19 protein-coding genes and 3 pseudogenes are annotated in these 19,593 nt (G+C 71.4%); 9 read left to right on the top strand and 13 right to left on the bottom strand.

What is annotated here, in order from left to right; all coding sequences use genetic code 11:
- Nucleotides 1-3: 3 nt before the first annotated feature.
- The 8 genes from H0S67_RS00340 to H0S67_RS00310 all read right to left on the bottom strand — a co-directional run bounded on the left by H0S67_RS00340 (nucleotide 4) and on the right by H0S67_RS00310 (nucleotide 9,790).
- Nucleotides 4-2,085 carry an ABC transporter permease gene (locus tag H0S67_RS00340; RefSeq protein ID WP_180934982.1) on the bottom strand — a complete coding sequence of 694 codons (2,082 nt, stop codon included), beginning with the start codon at nucleotides 2,083-2,085 and terminating at the stop codon, nucleotides 4-6.
- Nucleotides 2,082-3,182, bottom strand: coding sequence for a quaternary amine ABC transporter ATP-binding protein (locus tag H0S67_RS00335; RefSeq protein ID WP_180934981.1), 1,101 nt, complete (start codon nucleotides 3,180-3,182; stop codon nucleotides 2,082-2,084). Before H0S67_RS00335 ends, H0S67_RS00340 begins: the two co-directional genes overlap by 4 nt.
- Complete coding sequence (betA, locus tag H0S67_RS00330) at nucleotides 3,179-4,915, bottom strand: choline dehydrogenase (RefSeq protein WP_180934980.1); 1,737 nt, start codon at nucleotides 4,913-4,915, stop codon at nucleotides 3,179-3,181. The genes H0S67_RS00335 and betA overlap by 4 nt, the downstream gene beginning before the upstream one ends.
- A gap of 30 nt (nucleotides 4,916-4,945) precedes the next feature.
- Nucleotides 4,946-6,415: an aldehyde dehydrogenase family protein gene (locus tag H0S67_RS00325; protein WP_180934979.1), complete on the bottom strand. Its 1,470-nt coding sequence runs from the start codon at nucleotides 6,413-6,415 to the stop codon at nucleotides 4,946-4,948.
- A gap of 171 nt (nucleotides 6,416-6,586) precedes the next feature.
- Nucleotides 6,587-7,363, bottom strand: coding sequence for an IclR family transcriptional regulator (locus H0S67_RS00320; RefSeq protein ID WP_180934978.1), 777 nt, complete (start codon nucleotides 7,361-7,363; stop codon nucleotides 6,587-6,589).
- A 45-nt stretch (nucleotides 7,364-7,408) separates the two neighbouring features.
- Nucleotides 7,409-7,987, bottom strand: coding sequence for a formyltetrahydrofolate deformylase (locus H0S67_RS00315; protein WP_425489856.1), 579 nt, complete (start codon nucleotides 7,985-7,987; stop codon nucleotides 7,409-7,411).
- Between the two features lie 2 nt (nucleotides 7,988-7,989).
- Nucleotides 7,990-8,403, bottom strand: a complete 414-nt coding sequence (locus H0S67_RS27675; RefSeq protein ID WP_425489855.1) for an ACT domain-containing protein — start codon at nucleotides 8,401-8,403, stop codon at nucleotides 7,990-7,992.
- Nucleotides 8,351-9,790, bottom strand: a complete 1,440-nt coding sequence (locus H0S67_RS00310) for a trimethylamine methyltransferase family protein (protein ID WP_219635409.1) — start codon at nucleotides 9,788-9,790, stop codon at nucleotides 8,351-8,353. Before H0S67_RS00310 ends, H0S67_RS27675 begins: the two co-directional genes overlap by 53 nt.
- 131 nt (nucleotides 9,791-9,921) lie before the next feature.
- On the opposite strand from H0S67_RS00310, the gene H0S67_RS00305 reads away from it, so the two are divergent.
- The 8 genes and pseudogenes from H0S67_RS00305 (at nucleotide 9,922) to H0S67_RS24050 (ending at nucleotide 15,445) form a co-directional block, all read left to right on the top strand.
- The gene (locus tag H0S67_RS00305) at nucleotides 9,922-10,701 is read left to right on the top strand and encodes an IclR family transcriptional regulator (protein WP_180934977.1); all 780 of its coding nucleotides are present in this window, start codon (nucleotides 9,922-9,924) and stop codon (nucleotides 10,699-10,701) included.
- Nucleotides 10,701-11,366 carry a corrinoid protein gene (locus tag H0S67_RS00300; protein WP_180934976.1) on the top strand — a complete coding sequence of 222 codons (666 nt, stop codon included), beginning with the start codon at nucleotides 10,701-10,703 and terminating at the stop codon, nucleotides 11,364-11,366. Before H0S67_RS00305 ends, H0S67_RS00300 begins: the two co-directional genes overlap by 1 nt.
- Entirely contained in the window at nucleotides 11,363-12,253 is an 891-nt protein-coding gene (locus H0S67_RS00295; RefSeq protein ID WP_180934975.1) for a dihydropteroate synthase, read from the top strand. The genes H0S67_RS00300 and H0S67_RS00295 overlap by 4 nt, the downstream gene beginning before the upstream one ends.
- The gene (locus H0S67_RS00290) at nucleotides 12,250-14,334 is read left to right on the top strand and encodes an ASKHA domain-containing protein (RefSeq protein ID WP_219635408.1); all 2,085 of its coding nucleotides are present in this window, start codon (nucleotides 12,250-12,252) and stop codon (nucleotides 14,332-14,334) included. Before H0S67_RS00295 ends, H0S67_RS00290 begins: the two co-directional genes overlap by 4 nt.
- Nucleotides 14,265-14,456 (top strand): annotated as a pseudogene (locus tag H0S67_RS27670) (hypothetical protein); the annotation flags it as partial. The gene H0S67_RS00290 and the pseudogene H0S67_RS27670, both read left to right, overlap by 70 nt.
- Nucleotides 14,457-14,535: 79 nt before the next feature.
- A pseudogene (locus H0S67_RS24060) lies at nucleotides 14,536-14,799 on the top strand (DUF1638 domain-containing protein); the annotation flags it as partial.
- 146 nt (nucleotides 14,800-14,945) lie between these two features.
- Nucleotides 14,946-15,092 (top strand): annotated as a pseudogene (locus tag H0S67_RS24055) (pyridoxamine 5'-phosphate oxidase family protein); the annotation flags it as partial.
- A 92-nt stretch (nucleotides 15,093-15,184) separates the two neighbouring features.
- Nucleotides 15,185-15,445, top strand: a complete 261-nt coding sequence (locus H0S67_RS24050; RefSeq protein WP_246355453.1) for a hypothetical protein — start codon at nucleotides 15,185-15,187, stop codon at nucleotides 15,443-15,445.
- A 14-nt stretch (nucleotides 15,446-15,459) separates the two neighbouring features.
- On the opposite strand, the gene H0S67_RS22970 is transcribed toward H0S67_RS24050, so the two are convergent.
- From H0S67_RS22970 to H0S67_RS00265, 5 genes are all read right to left on the bottom strand, one after another.
- The gene (locus tag H0S67_RS22970) at nucleotides 15,460-15,702 is read right to left on the bottom strand and encodes a hypothetical protein (RefSeq protein ID WP_219635406.1); all 243 of its coding nucleotides are present in this window, start codon (nucleotides 15,700-15,702) and stop codon (nucleotides 15,460-15,462) included.
- 337 nt (nucleotides 15,703-16,039) lie between these two features.
- Nucleotides 16,040-16,309: a hypothetical protein gene (locus H0S67_RS22965; RefSeq protein WP_219635405.1), complete on the bottom strand. Its 270-nt coding sequence runs from the start codon at nucleotides 16,307-16,309 to the stop codon at nucleotides 16,040-16,042.
- A gap of 76 nt (nucleotides 16,310-16,385) precedes the next feature.
- Nucleotides 16,386-16,577, bottom strand: a complete 192-nt coding sequence (locus H0S67_RS22960; protein WP_219635404.1) for a hypothetical protein — start codon at nucleotides 16,575-16,577, stop codon at nucleotides 16,386-16,388.
- Nucleotides 16,568-17,746 (bottom strand): MFS transporter, encoded by a 1,179-nt coding sequence (locus tag H0S67_RS00270; protein WP_219635403.1) that lies wholly within the window; start codon nucleotides 17,744-17,746, stop codon nucleotides 16,568-16,570. Before H0S67_RS00270 ends, H0S67_RS22960 begins: the two co-directional genes overlap by 10 nt.
- 86 nt (nucleotides 17,747-17,832) lie before the next feature.
- On the bottom strand, nucleotides 17,833-18,423 hold the full coding sequence (locus tag H0S67_RS00265; RefSeq protein ID WP_246354994.1) for a TetR/AcrR family transcriptional regulator: 591 nt from the start codon (nucleotides 18,421-18,423) through the stop codon (nucleotides 17,833-17,835).
- A gap of 506 nt (nucleotides 18,424-18,929) precedes the next feature.
- Here H0S67_RS00265 and H0S67_RS00260 point away from each other — a divergent pair.
- The gene (locus H0S67_RS00260; RefSeq protein WP_180934974.1) at nucleotides 18,930-19,535 is read left to right on the top strand and encodes a hypothetical protein; all 606 of its coding nucleotides are present in this window, start codon (nucleotides 18,930-18,932) and stop codon (nucleotides 19,533-19,535) included.
- The last annotated feature ends 58 nt before the right edge of the window (nucleotides 19,536-19,593 follow it).

Genomic DNA, 19,593 nt, shown 5'->3' with positions numbered 1-19,593 from the left:
TGGTTACCCGTGTGCGAGACCCTGGGGCGCCGGCGACAGGCGCAACACCTTGCGCCACCGGGCGGCGGTGCGGCCGGACGAGTCCTGGGACCGCTGAGCACGCTCCGCGCCGTACGTCGTGATCCGGTCGAGCATGATCCCGAGCAGCACGACCGAGATGCCGGCGGCCAGTCCGCGGCCGACGTAGCTGGAGTTGCGGAAGCCGTGCACGATGTCGAAGCCGAGCGCCCCGGCTCCCGCCATGCCGCCGATGACGACCATGGACAGCACGTAGAGGAGCCCCTGGTTGGTGGCGAGCAGCAGCGACCCGCGCGACATCGGCAGCTGCACCTTGGTGATCATCTGCCACTTGTTGGTGCCCGACGACTCGGCCGCCTCGACGGTCTCCGTGGACACCCCGCGGATGCCGTCCGCGACCAGCTTGATGGCGACAGGGGCGGCGTAGATGATGCCCGCGACCATCGCGGTGAAGCGGTTGGGGCCGAAGAGGATGAAGATCGGGATCAGGAAGACGAACGGCGGCATCGTCTGGCCGGCGTCGAGGAACGGCCTGATGATGCGGTCCACCACCCGGCTCCGGCCCATCCAGACCCCGACGACGACGGCGAGGAGGACCACGATCGCCGTCGCCACCAGCACCGAGGTGAGGGTGATCATCGCGAAGTTCCACAGGTCGAGGTAGTAGATGCCGGCCAGGCAGACGACGGTGAACAGGAAGGCGCGCATCCCGCCCACGATCACGGCGATCAGCGCGAACGCGGCCGCGGTGACGTACCACGGCGACTCGGCGATCAGGCTCTGCACGGGGTTGAGGAACTTCTCGGTGAAGGTGGTCTCGATGGAGGTGGTCAGGCTGGAGACGTCGGTGAGCAGCCACTGGCCGAAGTCGTCGACCTTGTTCCGGATGGGCGTGCCCAGGTCGGGGCTGCTCGGGAACTCGTTGGCCCACACGTAGTTGTGGGACAGGTAGAGCGCGACCAGGGTCCCGATCGCGCCGGCTCCCAGCGCGCCGCGGCGCAGGGCGGTGTGGGCCTGGTCGGCCCGGCTGGCCTGCTCGGAACGGACGCTGGCCGCCGTGGTGGTGCGGTCCAGCATGATCGCCATGATCACGATGGCGATGCCCGCCACGAACGACGTGCCGAGCTGGCCTCGCTTGAGGCCGTCGAGGACCGGCTGACCGAGCCCGGGGCCGTCGATGAACGCCGCGATCGTGGCCATCGACAGCGCCGCCATCATCGTCTGGTTGATCCCGACGATGATGGTGCGCTTGGCCAGCGGCAGCTCGACCTTGGTGAGGCGCTGGCGCCGGCTCTGGCCCATCGACGCGGTCGCCTCCATCACTCCGGCCGGCAGGGTGCGGATGCCGTGCGCAGTGATGCGCACCACCGGCGGGGTGGCGTAGATCAGGGTGACGATGATCGCCGCGGCGGCTCCGATGCCGAAGAGGATGCTGATCGGCAGCAGGTAGACGAACGACGGCATCGTCTGCATGAAGTCGAGCACCGGGGTGACGATCGCGGTCACCACCTTGCTGTGCCCCATCCACAGCCCCAACGGGATGCCGACCGCGGCGGCGATCACGACGGCGATCCCGGTGACCAGCAGCAGGTCGATCGAGTCGGTCCAGTAGCCGAGGAAGCCGAAGGCCAGGAACGACGGGACGACGAGCAGCAGGCTGCGCCATCCCGCGACGGCGAAGGTGACCAGTGCGGCGAGCGCGATCGTGCCGAGCCAGCCGATCTGCGGCAGCGGCCTCGGGAACTCCGGCACGGTGAAGATGTGCTGGAGCCACTCGAAGACGGAGTTGATCCAGTCGGCGAAGTTGTTGGCGGCGTTGACCCAGACGCTGGACCCCGACGAGGCCGCGTCCTCGACCCAGTTGCTGGCGTCCTGCAGCTGGCGGTGGGTGTCGGTGATGGCCGACGCGCTGAGGGCCAGGGTGTCCTGGCCCTGGGTGACCGCCCAGATGGCGACCCACACGACCACGACGAGGAAGAGCGCCCACAGCCGCGCGTGCTCGATGACCATCTCGACCACGGCCGGGCGATGGCGCGCGGCCCGGGGGGCGGTGACGACGGCGGTCATGCCGGGACACCGTCCTCGTCCGGAGCGTCCGTCTCCGCGACGACCATCCGCAGGATGGCGTCGTCGTCGACGATCCCGATCAGCCGTCCTTCCTCCATGACCCGAACCGGGTGGTCGGAGGCCAGCGCGGCCCGGGCCGCCTGGCGCACGATCGTGTCCGGGGACATCACCGGGCCCTCGAGCGAGTCGTCGTCGCGGGGCTCGCGCATCACCCAGCGCAGCGTGAGCACGTGGGAGCGCGGCACCTCGGAGGTGAAGTCGCGGACGTAGTCGTCGGCGGGGGCGGCCACCACCTCGTCCGGGGTCCCGAGCTGGACGAGGGCGCCGTCCCGCATGATCAGGATCCGGTCACCGAGCTTGAGCGCCTCCTGCAGGTCGTGGGTGATGAAGACCATCGTCTTGCCGAGCTCGTGATGGAGCCGGATGACCTCGTTCTGCATGTCGCGCCGGATCAGGGGGTCCAGGGCCGAGAACGGCTCGTCGAAGAGCAGGATGTCCGGGTCGCCGGCGAGGGCGCGCGCGAGCCCGACCCGCTGCTGCATGCCACCCGAGAGCTGGTCGGGGTAGGACCGCTCGTAGCCGTCGAGGCCCACCAGACCTACGACCTCCTCGGCCTTGGCGCGGCGTTCCTTGCGGCCCATGCCGCGGACCTCGAGGCCGTAGGCCACGTTGTCGATCACCTGCCGGTGGGGGAGCAGCCCGAAGTGCTGGAAGACCATCGAGACGTGGTGGCGGCGCAGGTCGCGCAGCTGGCTCTCCGAGGCGTTGCTGACGTCGACGCCGCCGACCTCCACCTTCCCGGCGGTCGGCTCGATCAGGCGGGTCAGGCACCGCACCAGCGTCGACTTCCCCGAACCGGAGAGACCCATCACGACGAAGACCTCTCCCGGGGCCACCTCGAAGGAGACATCGCGGACACCCACGACGCAGCCGGTCTTGCGCTTGAGGTCCGCGCGCGAGAGATCGGCGTCGGGCGTGCCGATGATCTTGTCGGCACGCGGGCCGAAGATCTTCCAGAGGGACTCGACGCGCAGCGCGAGGTCAGTCCCTTCCGGTGCCGCGTTCTCGGCCTGGGGCCTGTTCTCGGTCTGGGTCATGGCGTGTCCTCACGGTTGGGGCGGGTGCCCGCCGGGTTGCGGCTGTCGCCGGGTGGGTACAGGGGCATGCCGTCGCGGTAGCGGTAGTAGGGCACGTCGGCGGCCGGGAGCGGGGTGTTGCCCGCGATCAGGTCGGCGGCCTTCTCGGCCACCATCATCACCGGGGCGTAGATGTTGCCGTTGGTGACGAACGGGAAGACCGAGGCGTCCACGACGCGCAGCCCCTCGGTGCCGTGGACCCGCATCGTGGCCGGGTCGACGACGGCCTGGTCGTCCACGCCCATCTTGGCCGTGCACGAGGGGTGCAGCGCGGTCTCGGCGTCCTTGCGGACCCAGTCGAGGATCTCGTCGTCGGTGGCGACCGAAGGGCCGGGCGAGAGCTCGCCGTCGTTGTACGGCGCGAACGCCGGCTGGTTGAGGATGTCCCGGGCGACGCGCACCGCCTCGATCCACTCCCGCCGGTCGTTGGGCGTGGAGAGGTAGTTGAACTGCATCGAGGGGTGCATCTTCGGGTCCTTCGACCGGATCCGCACCCAGCCGCGGGTGTCGGCGTACATGGGGCCGATGTGCACCTGGTAGCCGTGCCCCTCCGTCGGCGCGGAGCCGTCGTAGCGGATCGCGACCGGGAGGAAGTGGAACATCAGGTTGGGGTAGTCGACGTCCTCGTTGCTGCGGGCGAAGCCGCCCCCCTCGAAGTGGTTGGTGGCGCCCAGCCCGGAGCGGTGGACGAGCCAGTCGTACGCGATCTTGGGGCGGGCCCGCATCCGCAGCCCGGGCGCGATGGAGACCGGCTGCTTCGAGGCGTACTGGATGTAGACCTCGAGGTGGTCCTGGAGGTTCTCGCCGACGCCGGGCAGGTGGTGCACGAGCTCGACGCCCTGGTTGGTCAGCAGGGTCTCGTCGCCGATGCCGGACAGCTGGAGCAGCTGGGGGGTGTTGATGGCGCCGCCGCAGAGGATCACCTCGCCCGCCGCGACGCTGCGGCGCAGCCGCCCGCCACGCAGGTAGTCCACGCCCACCGCCCGCTTGCCCTGGAACCGGACGCCGGTGACGAGCGCGAGCGTCTCGACGCGCAGGTTCTTCCGCGACTTCACCGGGTGCAGGTAGGCGCGCGCCGCGGAGAGCCGGCGGCCGCGGTGGACGTTGCGGTCGAACTTCGCGAAGCCCTCCTGGCGGTAGCCGTTGACGTCGTCGGTGAGCGGGTAGCCGGCCTCCTGGGCGGCCTGGAAGAACGCCCCGAACAGCGGGTTCGTGGCCGGGCCGCGCTCGAGGACCAGCGGCCCGGTGCCGCCGCGCCAGGAGTCGGCGCCGCTCGAGCCGTCCTCGAGCAGGACGCGCTCCATCCGCTTGAAGTAGGGCAGGCAGTGGAGGTAGTCCCACTCCTTCATCCCCGGCTCGGCGCCCCAGCGTTCGTAGTCCATCGGGTTGCCCCGCTGGAAGATCATCCCGTTGATGCTGCTCGAACCGCCGAGGACCTTGCCGCGGGCGTGGAAGATGCGCCGCCCGTTCATGTGCGGCTCGGGGTCGGTCTCGTACTTCCAGTCGTAGAGCCGGTTGCCGATCGGGATCGGCAGGGCTGCGGGCATGTGGACGAACGGGTCGATGCGGTAGTCGGACCGGCCGGCCTCGAGGACGAGCACGCGGGTGGCCGGGTCGGCGGACAGCCGGTTGGCCAGGGCGCACCCGGCCGAGCCGCCACCGACGATGACGATGTCGTACCGGTCGTCGCTCATGCACCCTCCTCGTGGGTCGGCCCCGTGGATCTACTCCTTGAACCAGCCCTGCACCGCCGGGCGGATGTTGTGCCAGACGTGCTTGGTCTCGCGGTACTCCTCCAGGCCGGCGATCCCGAGCTCGCGGCCCACCCCGGACTGCTTGTAGCCGCCCCACTCGGCCTGGGGCACGTACGGGTGGTAGTCGTTGATCCAGACCGTCCCCATCCGCAGCCCGGCGGCGACCCGCTCCGCCCGGCCGGCGTCCTGGGTCCACACCGCGCCCGCGAGGCCGTAGATGCTGTCGTTGGCGATCGCGACCGCCTCGTCCTCGGTGCGGAAGGTCTCGACCGTGAGGACAGGGCCGAACGACTCGTCCTGGGTCACCGACATGGCGCTGGTGCAGCGGTCCAGGACGGTGGGCAGGAAGTAGAAGCCGTCGGCCAGGGCCGGGTCGTCGGGTCGGGTGCCGCCACAGCGGAGCACGGCGCCCTCGGCGAGCCCGGCGGCGACGTACCGCTCGACCTTGTCGCGGTGTGCGGCGCTGGTCAGCGGTCCGGTCTCGGCCTTGTCGTCGAAGGGGCCGCCGAGGCGGATCCGGCCGGCGCGCTCGACGAGGGCGTCGACGAACTCGTCGTGGATCGACTCCTCGACCAGCAGCCGCGCCCCGGCCGAGCAGACCTGCCCGGAGTGCAGGAAGACCGCGGTCAGCGCGAAGTCGAGGGCGACCGCGCGGTCGGCGTCGGCGAACACGATGTTGGGGTTCTTGCCGCCCAGCTCGAGCGCCACCTTCTTCACGGTGCCGGCCGCGGCACCCATGATCGCCTTGCCGGTGGCGAGGCCGCCGGTGAACGAGACGAGGTCGACGCGGGGATCCTCCGAGAGCGGTGCTCCCGCGGCGGCACCGGCGCCGAGGACGAGGTTGCCGACGCCGGCGGGCAGGCCCGCCTCCTCGAGCACCTTCATCAGGTGGATGGCGGTGTGGGGCGTGATCTCACTGGGCTTGAGCACGAAGGTGTTGCCGGCCGCGAGGCAGGGCGCGACCTTCCAGGAGACCTGCAGCAGGGGGTAGTTCCAGGGGGTGATCAGCCCGCACACGCCGATGGGCTCGTGCACGATCTTGCTGACGACGTCGGGGTTGCCGGTGTCGACCATCCGACCGGCCTCCTCGGCCGCGACCCGGCCGTAGTGGCGAAAGACCGAGACCACGTCGGCGACGTCGTACTCGCTCTCCACCAGGCGCTTGCCGGTGTCGCGGGACTCGAGCTCGGCGACGACGGCCGTGTCGCGCTCGAGCAGGTCCGCGACCCGCAGCAGCAGGTCGCCGCGCTCCCGCGCGGAGGTGCGCGGCCAGGCCCCGTCGCGGAAGGCGCGGTGGGCGGCGTCGATGGCGGCGGCGGTGTCCTCGGCGGACGCCTCGTCGACCTCGCCGACCAGCGAGCCGTCTGCCGGGCAGCGGATCTCACGGCGCGCCCCGGACCGCGCGCTGGTCCACGCACCGTCGACGTAGAGCTCCGCCATGGGCCACCCTCCACACCCTGTTGCGTCATCCGCAACTTGTTCCATCACTCGCAACGCGAGTGCTGAACATTCCGAGAATGCTGTGACTGGCGGGTCACGTCAAGGACTTGCGGCCACACGTGACCAAGGTGTGGCAGAAGCGTGAGCCCCGCGAGGCGTGCCCGAACCGCGTCAGCGGTGCCCCCAACCGAGGCGGTGGGAGACCTCGACGGCGGCCTCGACCAGCATCGGGAGCACCTCCTCGACCCGCTCGGCGGGCAGCCGGAAGGTCGGGCCGGACACGCTCATCGACGCGATGACGTCCCCGTGGGCGTTGTGGATGGGCGCGGCGACCGCGGTCAGCCCGACCTCGAGCTCGTCGACGGCGACGGCGTACCCCTGCTCGCGGACCAGCTTGATCTCCTCGCGAAGCTGGGACTTCCGGGTGATGGTCATGGCGGTGTAGCGCGACAGCCCGCCGAGCACCTCGTCGAGGGCGGCGTCGTCGAGCCCGCTGAGCAGCACCTTGCCGTTGCTGGTGGCGTGCAGCGGGATGTGCTGGCCGACCCAGTTGTGCGGCTGCAGGGCCGAGCTGCCGGCCACCTGGTCGAGGTAGAGCGCCGAGCTCTCCGAGAGCACCGCCAGGTTGACCGTCTCACCGGTGCCGGCGGCCAGCTGCCGGCAGACGGGGCGCGCCTCCTGCACCAGGTCGAGCCGGGCGGTGGTGGCACCGGCGAGCCGCAGCACGCCGACCCCGAGGCGGTACTTGCCGCGATCGGCGGTCTGCTCCACCAGGCGGTGCGACTCCAGGGTGGTGACCAGCCGGAACGCCGTGCTCTTGTGGACGCCGAGCTCCGCGGCGATGTCGGTGACCCCCGCCTCCCCCACCCGGGCCAGCACTTCGAGGATGGTCAGGGCCCGATCCACGGACTGGACGCCGCCGTTGCCGCCCTCGCCTGCGTTGCTCATGGCGCAACGCTAGGCCGCCACGCGCAACAGCGCCAGCGGCAGTGGTCAGCGGAAGACGACCGTGCGGTGGCCGTTGAGCAGGACCCGCGACTCGGAGTGCCAGCGCACCGCGCGCGAGAGCACCTGGGCCTCCACGTCCCGGCCGGCGGCCACGAGCTGGTCCTGCGTGTGGTTGTGGTCGACGCGGATGACGTCCTGCTCGATGATCGGACCCTCGTCGAGGTCGGCGGTCACGTAGTGGGCGGTCGCGCCGACCAGCTTCACACCGCGGTCGTAGGCCTGGTGGTAGGGCTTGGCGCCCTTGAAGCTCGGCAGGAACGAGTGGTGGATGTTGATCGCCTTCCCGCTCAGCTCGCGGCACAGGTCGTCGGAGAGCACCTGCATGTAGCGGGCCAGGACGACCAGGTCGACGTCGTGCTCCTTGACCAGGCGCAGCAGCTCCGCCTCGGCGGCCGGCTTGGTGTCGGGGGTGACCGGCACGTGAGCGAAGTCCAGGCCGTAGGAGCGCACCATCGCCTCGGCGTCGGGATGGTTGGACACGACGACGGGGATGTCGATCTGCAGGGCCCCGGTGCTGTGCCGGAAGAGCAGGTCGTTGAGGCAGTGCAGATGCTTGCTGACCATGATCAGCGTCGGTACGGCGCCTTGGAGTCCCACAGCACGAAGCGCATGCCGAACTGCGCGGCGACCTCCAGGAACTCCGAGCGCAGCCGCTCCACCGGCACCGTCCCCTCGGTGACGAAGTCGATCCGCATGAAGAACCGGCCGGTGTCGGTGTCCCCGAACTGCTGGCTCTCCAGGATGTTGCCGCCCCGTTCCAGCAGGAAGCGGAGACGGCGTGGACGATCCCGGGCCGGTCCGGGCAGTCGAGGACCATCACGAAGTCGCCGGCGGGGTTGCTGGCGTTGGGCGAGCCGGCGGTCACGGGGCTGGTGCTTGCGCGGTCGGTGCTTGCGGGGTGGGGGTTGGCAGGGCTGGGCACGGCCGTCAGTCTCCCAGTTCCGCCCGCCGCCGGACGACGTACTCCTCGAGCTCCTCACGGATCGCGTCGTCGAGCGGCGGCGGCTCGTACTCCTCGAGCTTCTTCTTGTAGAGCTCGCCGGCCCGGGCCGCAGTGTCCTTGGCGCCGTTGCGCATCCACCGCTCGTAGTTCTCCGAGGAGGAGAGCATCGGCCGGTAGAAGCAGGTGCGGAACCGCTCCATCGTGTGCATCGCGCCGAGGAAGTGGCCCCCGTGGCCGACCTCCTGGTGGGCGTCGAAGGCCATCGAGGCCTCGTCGATCTCCAGGGGGGTGAACTCGTGCTGCAGCATCTGGACCAGCTCGACGTCGATGACGAACTTCTCGTAGCCGGCGACCAGCCCGCCCTCGAGCCAGCCCGCGGAGTGCATCACCCAGTTGGCGCCGGCGAGGAAGGTCGGCAGCAGGGTCATCAGGGCCTCGTAGCCGGCCTGCGCGTCGGGGACCTGCGACGAGGTGAGCCCGCCGCCCGTGCGGAACGGCAGCCCGAAGTGCCGGGCGATCTGGCCGGTGCACAGCAGCCCGAGGCCGGACTCGGGCGTGCCGAACGTCGGCGACCCGGACTGCATGTCGATGTTGGACAGGAACGACCCGAAGATCACCGGGGCGCCGGGCCGGATCAGCTGGGAGAGCGCGATCCCGGACAGCGCCTCGGCCATCTGCTGGACGAGCGCGGCCGGGATCGTCACCGGCGACATCGCGCCCATCAGGATGAACGGGGTGAGCACGACCGGCTGGTTGGCGCTGGTGTACTCGAACTGCGCCTCGAGCATCCGGTCGTCCCAGCGCAGCGGGGAGTTGCAGTTGATCAGCGAGATCGTGGCCGGCGTCTGCTCGATGGCCTCGCGGGAGCCGAACAGGATCTCGGTCATCGCCAGGGTGTCGCGGGCGTTGACCCCGGAGACGACGTTGCCCATGTAGACCTTGTCGGTCAGCGTCTGCAACGCATAGGTCATGTCGAGGTGGCGGCTGTCGAGCGGGGTGTCGTTGGGCTCGGTGACCACGCCACCGGCCGAGTCGAGCACCCCGAAGCTCTGGGCGAGCCGGCTGAAGTTGCGGAAGTCGTCCATGGTGCCGTCGCGGCGTACGCCGCCCTCCCGCACGAACGGCGGCCCGTAGACCGCACCGAAGGCCATCGCGTCGCCGCCGATGTGGATCGAGTGCTCGGGGTTGCGGGCCTGGACGTCGAACTCGCGCGGCGCCTTGGCGACCTGCTCCATCACGAACTCGGGGTCGAGGAAGACCGTGTTGTCCTCCACCTTCTGGCCGGCGGCACGGAAGAGGTCGAGCGCCCGGGAGTCCAGGAACTCCACGCCGATCTCGGTGACCAGCCGGCGCCAGCCGCCGTCGAGCGTTGCCAGCGCCTCCTCGGAGAGCACCTCGTAGCGCGGCATGCGGTTTCGGAACATCAGACCTCCTGCGGCGGAATTCTGGGTGGGCGCGTCCCTTGACCGCACCCTCGTCGCGATCCTAGCCTCATCATGTGGGACTTTGGTTCCATGATGTGGAACCCATTGAATTCCTTCGAGGAGCCCCACCGGTGAGCGACACCCCGGCCGGCAACAGCACCGGCACCCAGGCCGTCGACCGAGCCGCCCTGCTCGTGTCCACGGTCGTGCGCGCCGACGAGCCGCTCACCTTCGCCGACCTCCAGGAGGAGTGCGGGCTCGCGAAGTCGACGACCTCGCGGATGCTGTCCGCGCTGGAGCGCACCGGCCTGCTGGAGCGCAACGACGCCGGGTCCTACGTCGCCGGCCGGCTCTTCTGGCTGTACGCCGCGCGCCACGACCCGTGGGAGGAGCTGGTCCGCCTGGCCCGCCCCACCCTGGACCGGATCGGCGAGGCCACCCACGAGACCGTGCACCTCAGCGTCGCCCGCGGCCACCAGGTGGTCCAGGTCGCGCAGGTCGACGCGCGCTACCTGCTCGGCAGCCGCGACTGGACCGAGGTCGACGTGCCCGTCCACTGCTCCGCGCTCGGCAAGGTGTTCCTCGCCCACGGCGTCGTCCCGGCACCCGTCGAGCCCCTCGACCGGCCGACCACAGCCACGATCTCCAGCCTCGACGACCTGCGTCGCGACGGGGAGCGGACCCGCCGGCGCGGCTGGGCGGTGACCCTGGACGAGCTCGAGGTCGGGCTCACCGGTCTCGCCGTCCCGGTGCACGGCCACCACGGCGACCTCGTCGCCGCCCTCGGCATCTCGGGGCCGACCCCACGGATGGAGGGCCGGCTCGACGAGCTCGGCCACCAGCTCCTCGACCATGCCGCGCAGCTCTCAACCCTGCTGCGCGGCCGAACCCGCAAGGAGGGTGTTGCGTGATGACCCCGGAAGAGATCCTGCAAGCGCTCTACGACGAGACGCTCGTGGGCAACGCTCCACGCGTCCTCGAGCTCACCAACGAGGGGCTGGGGATCGACATGGAGCCCCAGACGCTGCTCTTCGACGCGCTGATCCCGTCCCTGGAGGAGGTCGGCGCCCGCTTCGAGCGCGGTGACTTCTTCGTCCCGGAGATGCTCATCGCCGGCCGCGCGATGGCGGGCGCGATGGAGCGGCTCCGCCCGCTGCTCGCCGAGACCGGCGTCCAGACCATCGGCAAGTTCCTGATGGGCACGGTCAAGGGCGACGTCCACGACATCGGCAAGAACCTCGTCAACATCATGCTCGAGGGCGCCGGCTTCGAGGTGATCGACCTCGGCGTGCAGGTGGCCCCGGAGAAGTTCGTGGCGGCCATCGAGGAGCACCAGCCCGACATCGTGGGCTTCTCGGCGTTCCTCACCACCACGATGCCGATGTTCAAGGCCAACATGAACGCCCTGGAGAAGGCCGGCATCCGCGACTCGGTCATCGTCATGGTGGGCGGCGCCCCCGTCACCCAGGAGTACGCCGACGCGGTGGGCGCCGACGGGTACGCCGCCGACGCCTCGGCCACCGTCAAGCGGGCCAAGTCGCTGCTGCAGGACCGTCGTACCAAGGTGCCGGCATGAGTGGCCCCACTCCGGCGGCAGAGCCGAAGGAGACCGTGCTGCGGTCGGCCACCAAGGAGGTCGTGCTCGGCCACGGGCGGCGCTTCTGCCTGATCGGCGAGCGGATCAACCCGACCGGGCGGCGGATCTTCCAGGAGCAGCTGCGTGAGGGCGACCTGTCCGCCATCGAGCGCGACGTGATGGCCCAGGTGGCCGGCGGCGCCGACGTCCTCGACGTGAACATGGGCGTGCCGCTGACCGACGAGGCCGACCTGCTCGCGCGCGCCATCCGGCTCGTCCAGGAGCTGACCGACACCCCGATCTGCATCGACTCCTCCGTGGTCGAGGCGCTCGAGGCCGGGCTCGCGGCGTACCAGGGCCGCGCGCTGGTCAACTCCATCACCGCCGAGGACGACCGGATGGCCGCGATCCTCCCGCTCGTGAAGAAGTACGACGCCGCGGTGATCGCGCTGCCCAACGACCACGACGAGATCCCGATGGAGGCCGACAAGCGCCTCGAGCTGACCGCGAAGATCATCCGGGTGGCCACGCAGGAGTACGGCATCGCGGCCGAGGACATCGTCATCGACCCGCTCGCGATGCCGATCGGCGCCGACACCTCGGTCGTGCGGACGACCCTGGAGACGATCTCCCGGATCCGTCACGAGTTCGGGGTCAACATGACCCTGGGCGCCTCCAACGTCTCCTTCGGGATGCCCGACCGGCACACCATCGGCGCGGCGTTCCTGCCGATGGCGATGCATGCCGGGCTCACCAGCGCGATCATGGACGTCCGCACGCCCCAGATCGTCGACGCGGTCAAGGCCGCCGACCTCCTGCTCGACCACGACGAGTGGGGCATGGCGTGGATCGCCGCCCACCGCAAGAAGCAGGCAGCCGCCGTGTGAGCACGCCACCCGAGCTCCCCGGCGAGGACTTCTTCATCGACGAGGTCCGCCGGGAGGGCCTGCTCGAGCCGCCCGGCACCGAGGCGGCGCCGCACGACCTCACCGGCCGGGTCGAGCTCTCGTTCACCGTCGAGTCCGGTGGCGACGCGCCCCCGACCTCACGGTCGGTCCGGGTGCCGCCCGGGGTCACGGTCTTCGACTCCGCCTCGTGGAACGGCATCGCGATCGACTCCACCTGCGGCGGCCACGGCACCTGCCACAAGTGCCGGGTGCGCATCGAAGGGCCCAGCCCCATCTCGCGCCACGACGTCCGCACCTTCAGCCGCGACCAGCTCGACCAGGGATGGCGGCTGGCCTGCCTGGTGCAGGCGACCCGCGACCTCACTGTCGACGTACCCCCGCTGACCACGCGGCCGAAGGCCGCCACCGTCGGCGTCGGCCGGCAGGTCATCCTGCGCCCCGCCCTGCAGAAGCGGTACGTCGAGCTCGACGAGCCCAGCCTCGCCGACCAGCGCACCGACCTCGACCGCCTGCTGGAGGCGATCGACGACCTGGCCCCGACCGCCGACCTGCACGTCCTGCGTCGGCTGCCCGGCGTGCTGCGCGAGGGCGACTTCAAGGTGACCGCGGTGATCGTCGACGAGACCCTGGTCGAGGTCGAGCCCGGGGACACCACCGGCGAGCGGCTCGCGATCGCCTTCGACCTCGGCACCACCACGGTGGTGGCCACCCTCCTCGACGTCACCACCGGCACCCCGCTCGCGGTGGCCTCGATGCTCAACCGCCAGCAGCCGTTCGGCGGCGACGTCATCACCAGGATCAGCGCGACGATGCTCGACCCCCGGGCGCTGGAGCGGTTGCAGGTCGCGGCGGCCCAGACCCTCTCCGACCTGGCGGCCCAGGTGTGCGCCGAGGCCGGGGTGGACCCCTGCCGGGTCTACGAGGTGGCGGTGGCCGGCAACGCGACGATGACCGCGCTGGCCCTCGGCATCGACCCCGAGCCGCTGGGGATCGCGCCGTTCGTCATGTCGACCTCGCAGCCGCCGTCGGTGCTCGCCGCCGACCTCGGGCTCGACCTGCACCCCCGTGCCCGGGCCTACCTCTTCCCTGCACTGGGCGCCTACGTCGGCGGCGACATCGTCGCGGGGATGCTGGCCACCGGGATGGACCGCGACAAGCGGACCCGGCTCTTCATCGACGTCGGCACCAACTGCGAGATCGTGCTCAGCGACGGCGAGCGGATCCTCGCCACCGCTGCGCCCGCCGGCCCCGCCTTCGAGGGCGGCGCGATCCGGTGTGGGATGCGCGCAGCCGACGGGGCGATCGAGGTCGTCAAGCTTGACCCGACCGGCGAGGGGACGGTGGGGCTCTCGGTCATCGGCGACACCGAGCCCCGCGGGCTGTGCGGGTCCGGCCTCGTCGACGCGGTCTCCGAGCTGGTCCGGGTCGGCCTGCTGGACGCCTCGGGCCGGTTCGTGCCGGAGGAGACGGCGGCGGAGCTCGCGCCCGCGCTGGCCGACCGGCTGACCAAGATCGGCGAGGAGCGGGTGTTCGTGCTGCACCGCCCCTACCCCGACTGCAAGACCGACGAGTGCGTTGGTGCTCTCGCAGCGCGACGTCCGCGAGCTGCAGTTCGCGAAGGCCGCGATCTCGACCGGCTGGAGCCTGCTGCTCGAGGAGCTCGGCCCTCGAGCACCTCGACGTCCAGCAGGTGCTGCTCGCCGGATCCTTCGGCAGCTACCTCTCCCCCGCCTCGCCGTGCGGATCGGCCTGGTCCCGAAGCTGCCTGTGCTGCGGATCGTCTCGGCCGGCAACGTCGCCGGCGAGGGCGCCAAGATGGCGCTGCTCTCCGTGCGCGAGCGGGCCGGCGCCCGGACGCTGCTGGAGGAGGTGACCTATGTCGAGCTCTCCGACCGCACCGACTTCAACGACCGCTTCGTCGAGCAGCTCTCCTTCTGAGCGGGTCGCGCTCGTCGCCTGCGGCGCCCTCGCCCAGCCCGCGGCGCAGGTCGTGGCTCGCCACGGCTGGCCGGTCGACGTGCACCCGCTGCCGCCGCTGCTGCACAACCAGCCCCAGCTGATCGCCGGCGAGGTGCGGCGGCTGGCGGGCGAGCTCGCCCCGTCGTACGCCGAGGTCGTGGTGGGCTACGCCGACTGCGGCACCTACGGCGCCCTCGACGAGGTGTGTCGCGACCTCGGGCTGCGCCGGCTGCCGGGGCTGCACTGCTACGACCTGTACGCCGGGGAGTCGCGCGTCGAGCGCCTCTCTCGACGAGCAGCCCGGGACCTACCTGCTCACCGACTTCCTGGTGCGTTCCTTCGCGCGCACCGTGCTCCAGGAGCTCGGGCTGGACCGGTGGCCGGAGCTGCGCGACGCCTACTTCGGCCACTACACACGGGTGGTCTGGCTGGCCCAGCGTCCCGACCCGGAGCTGCGCGAGCTGGCGGCGGACGCGGCGGCCCGGATCGGGCTGCCGCTCACCGTGGTCGAGACCGGGGACGGCCGGCTGGAGCAGGCGCTCGGCGATCTGGTCGCGCACCGGTGACACCAGTGGTCTGATGGCGGTCATGACCGAGCTGAACCGCTTCCCGAGCAGGGCGTCACCGACCGCGCCGCCCTCGACGCGCTGCTCGACTCGCAGTGGGCCGGGGTGCTCTCCTGCGTCGCGGACGGCGAGCCGCTGGCCGTCCCATGCTCTACGCGCGCGACGGCGACCGGGTGCTGCTGCACGGCTCGACGGGAGCCGGCGCGCTGCGACGGGTCGCGGGCGGGGCGCCCGCCGTGCTGACGGTCTTCGCCCTGGACGCGCTCGTGGTCGCGCCGACGACCTTCGAGTCGTCGGTCAACTACCGCTCCGCCACCATCCGCGGTCCACTCACGCCGGTCGACGACCTGGAGCCCACGCTCGACCTCTTCAGCGAGGTGTGCTGGTGCCGGGGCGTACGACGGAGGTGCGCCCGCCGACCCGCAAGGAGCTGGCCGCCACCCTGGCGCTGTCGCTGCCGATCCGCGAGGGCGGCTGGTTGCTCAAGGTCGCCGACGACTGGCCGGCCACGCCCGAGGAGGCCGGCGCCGAGCCGGACGTGTGGAGCGGGCTGGTGCCGGTGCGGACCGGGCTGGGCACCCCGGTCCCGGCCCCGTGGGCCGCGGACCTGCCGGTCCCGCCCTCGGTGCACCGCCTCACCGACTGACCCGCGCGGAGCCGTCAGGTCAGGCGGTTGCGCAGCCCGACCAGCAGGTCGTTGCGCCAGGCCTCGGTCTCGGCGATCTGGTTGAACGTGAAGACGTGCAGCCCCTCGACCAGCGCGTTCGGCTCCCCGAGCGCGGGAGCGCACTTCTCCAGGAAGCGCTCACCGGTGAAGCCGCCGGGAGCGGCCAGCCTGGCGAAGGTGCCCTTGTGCTTGACCAGGAACCGCGTCGACTCGCCGACGCCGATCTTGGTCGCCATCCCAGCAGCTTGGCCCTCTCGACCGGGCCGGCATCCCGAGCAGGAGCGGCATGGTCACGCCTCGGAGCGGAGCCGCCGCACCCACGACGACACGGCGGCGGGGTCGAAGGTCAGGTTGCTGACGATGTGGGTGGCGTGGTGGCGCTTGTCCCACATCGACTGCACGGTCAGGTCGTCGTGGATGGTGGGGTGCGACTCGGGGTAGCCGGTGATCCCGACGTGCCCGAACGGGCTGCCGAGGTCGGCGAGGTCCTCCAGGAGCGCCAGCGCGTCCGGGTAGTCCCCGACCGGCTCGGAGTCGCCGCCCGCACGAAGATCCGGGTGATGCCCTTGCCGGTCAGCCGGGCGCAGATCTCGGCCAGCTCGCTGCGGCCGCTGACCATCCGGCGGCGAGGTGCGGGACGGTCGTGTAGCCGTGCCCGGTCAGCCGCTCGGCGAGGTCGAGGGTCGCCTCGAGCCCCTTGCTCGGTGAGGCGGTGATGGTGACCGTGCGGTCACGGGGCAGGTGCTCGAGGACCTTGTCCTCGGTGGTGCCGGTGGGCAGTACCTCGTAGCGTGCCTGCTCCAGCAGCCGGACCATCGTCCGCGCGACGCTTTTGTTGCGCATGATGCAATCCGTTTCGTGATGCGCATCGACTGACGATCATGCTAGCCGCGTCGTACGGCCCCGGGAAGGGGCGCGGTCACCGCGTGCGGTCACCCGCGTCGCGGTGCTGCCCGGGCCCCCCGGGCCACCGGGCCACCCCGGTCTGCCGGATCGTCGCCCACGACAGCAGCCCACCGAGCATCAGCAGGACCGCGCAGGCGGTGACAGCGGAGCGGTACGCCGCGTCGAAGGCCACCGGGTCGGCGTACTCCGAGCCGCTCAGCCCCACCGCACCGGCAGCGCGGCCACGGCGAGCAGCGAGCCGGAGCGCGCGACCGCGTTGTTGACCCCGCTGGCGATGCCGGCGTGCTCGTCCGGCGCGGAGGCGAGGACAGTCGCGGTCAGCGGCGCGACCATCATCGCCAGGCCGAGCCCGAAGACGGTCAGCCCCGGGAGCACGTCCGTCACGTAGACGACGCGTCGGGCCGACCCGAGCAGCAGCAGTGTCCCGCAGGCCATCACCAGCGGGCCCACCGTCATCGGGATCCGGGGGCCGATCCGTGCCGCCAGGGCACCCCCGCGGGCCGCGAGGAAGAGCATGCAGATCGTGATGGGCAGCGTCGCGATGCCGGCGCCGAGAGGGCCGTAGCCGCCGACGGTCTGCAGCTGCAGCACCAGGAAGAACAGCACGGCGCCGAGCGCGGCGTACACCAGCAGCGTCATGGCGTTCGCGGCGCTGAAGTTGCGGTTGGCGAAGATCCCCAGCGCGAGCATCGGGTGGTCGCTGGTGCGCTCGACCCACCAGAACGCGACCCCCGCCAGCAGCGCCACCCCGGCCGCCCAGGGCGCGACCGGACCGCCCCACTGGATCAGGACGTACGTCGCGCCGCCCAGCGCCAGCGTCGCGAGCACCGCGCCGATGACGTCGAACCGGGCCGGCGCGTCGGGGTCGCTGGTCTCGGGGACCCGGGTCCGGGCCACCACGACGGCCACCACGGCGAGCGGCAGGTTGATCAGGAAGATCCACCGCCAGGAGGCGAACTGCACCAGGCCGCCGCCGACGAAAGGGCCGAGCGCCGCAGCGATGCTGCCCAGGCCCGACCAGGAGCCGATCGCCTGGGCACGGTCGTCGCGGTGGAAGGTGCCCTGGATCATCGCCAGGCTGCCGGGGGTCAGCAGCGCGGCGCCCGCCCCCTGCACGACGCGCGCCACGATCAGGGCCACGGGCGTGGGCGCCAGGCCGCAGGCCAGGGACGCCAGTGCGAACCACACGGTGCCGATCACGAACACCCGGCGCCGGCCGAACCGGTCTCCCAGCGACCCGCCGAGCAGGATCAAGCTGGCCAGCGAGAGCAGGTAGCCGTTGGTGATCCACTGCAGCTCGGCGAGGCTCGCTCCCAGGTCCCTCCCGATCGTGCGCAGGGCGACGTTGACGACCGTGCCGTCGAGCAGGGTCATGCCCGAGCCGAGAACCGCGGCCGCGATGACCGCGCGTCCGGTGGGAGAACCCAGCCGGACTTCTGCGCAGCCAGCGACCTCGCCCTTCACGGGCTGCGCAGCACTCGTGCGGAGATCCAGGCGATGTCGTCGGCGGTCTGCTCCGGCGGCCCGGACGGCTGCATGACGTGGCTGAGCACCACCCGCACGACCATGTCGATCGCGGCCTCGAGGTGTTCCTCGTCCATGCGCAGCTCGTAGGGCTCGATCCGGTCCGCGACGACGATCTTGGCCGCAGCCAGGAGCGACTCCGCGTGCGTGGTCAGCAGCGGGAGCAGCTCGGTGTCGGCGCCGTGCGTGGCGGAGACGACGGCGTGCAGGAGGAGGTTGTCGTGGGCGAGGACCAGCACCTCACGCGAGGCCTCGCGGATCGCGGCGACCAGGTCGTCGGGGTGGTGGTCGAACGCCTCGCTCACGACCCCGAGGAACCGGTCGAGCTCGTGCAGGATCATCGCCTCCGCGAGCCCAGGCTTGGTCCCGACCTCGTTGTAGACCGTCTGCCGGCTCACGCCCACCCGGTCGGCGATCGTCGCCATCGTGACCCGCGCCCACCCGATCTCGGTGGTGAGCGCGACCGCCGCCTCGACGATGCGCTCGCGCATGGTCGGCGCCGCGGCGGCGTACTGGGCACTGGTCACGGACACAGTCTAGGAACACCCGCCCCGGGGCAGGTGCTCGTCGATGCTCCCCGGCGCTACGGGTGGTTGAGGTGCGAGCGTCAGCGAGCCTCGAAACCCCTGCAACCCACGCGGGGCGTTGCTCCCGTCGGCTTGTGGGTAGTGGGTGGTTGCGGTCTTTGGCAGCTACGCGGGGAGGCTTGCCTTAGGTTGCGGCTGCTTCCCGGCTTTCGGGCCGGCGGCCGGAGTCGGCCAACGCCCCTATGCTCGAACATGTGACCGATTCGTTACCTTTGTCGGTGGATAACCGCAGGTCAGCGGGCCCTGACTGTCGGTGGCTCTGGTTGAGTTGGTCATGGAGCAGCCCACCGGTACGCCGACCACCCCCGCCGGGGTGCTCGCTGCCGCCAACACGCTGGTGGCTGACTCGACGAGACGATGTGGGTCGCCAGAACCTCGGAGGAGCTGGTCGAGGCGGTGGTGGTCGCCGAGAAGCTCCGCGCCCACCTGCCGCCCTCGAAGCCGGGGTGCTGGCGGAGGTGCACGCCCGTGGGGTCGCCAAGCAGGAGTTGGCGTGGGGGTCGACCGCGGAGTGGTTCACCCACCTGGCCGGCACCCACCGCGGCACCGGCACCAGACCGTCCGGCACGCCGACACTGGTCCACGAGCGCTGCGCGACCCACGCCGCGATGGTCGCGGGGCGGGTGTCGCCCGAGCAGGCGGCGGTGATCGTGGACGCGGTCGACCGGCTCCGACCGACGCAACGGTGCGGGCGGACGGGGAGGCGTTCCTCGATGCCGCGTCCCGGTGAACGCGACCGACCTGGCCAAGGCCGCCCGGCGCCTGGTCGAGGTGCCGACCCCGACGCCGCCGAACGCAGGACCGAGAAGGAGCTGGAGCGGCAGGACCGGGCCGCCCACCACGGTCGGTTCCTGGCGATCGTCGAGGACGGGCCGGCGGCATCCGGCTCCGCGGCCGGGCACCGTCGAGGACGCCGCGGCGATCAAGGCCGCCCTCCCCCGCTGACCAAGCCGCCCCGCCGTCGATCCGGTCACGGGTGGCGAGAACGTGGACCCGCGGACCACGGCGCCCGGCTCTGGGACGCGCTGTCGAGACCTGCCGGCACGCCCTGACCACCGACCTGCCACCCGACTGCCACGGCGCCCGACCCCGGATCGCGGTCACCACCAG

It is taken from the genome of Nocardioides ungokensis (assembly GCF_013466985.1).
Classification (GTDB): Bacteria; Actinomycetota; Actinomycetes; order Propionibacteriales; family Nocardioidaceae; genus Nocardioides; species Nocardioides ungokensis.
This window is presented reverse-complemented; position numbering and strand designations above follow the sequence as displayed.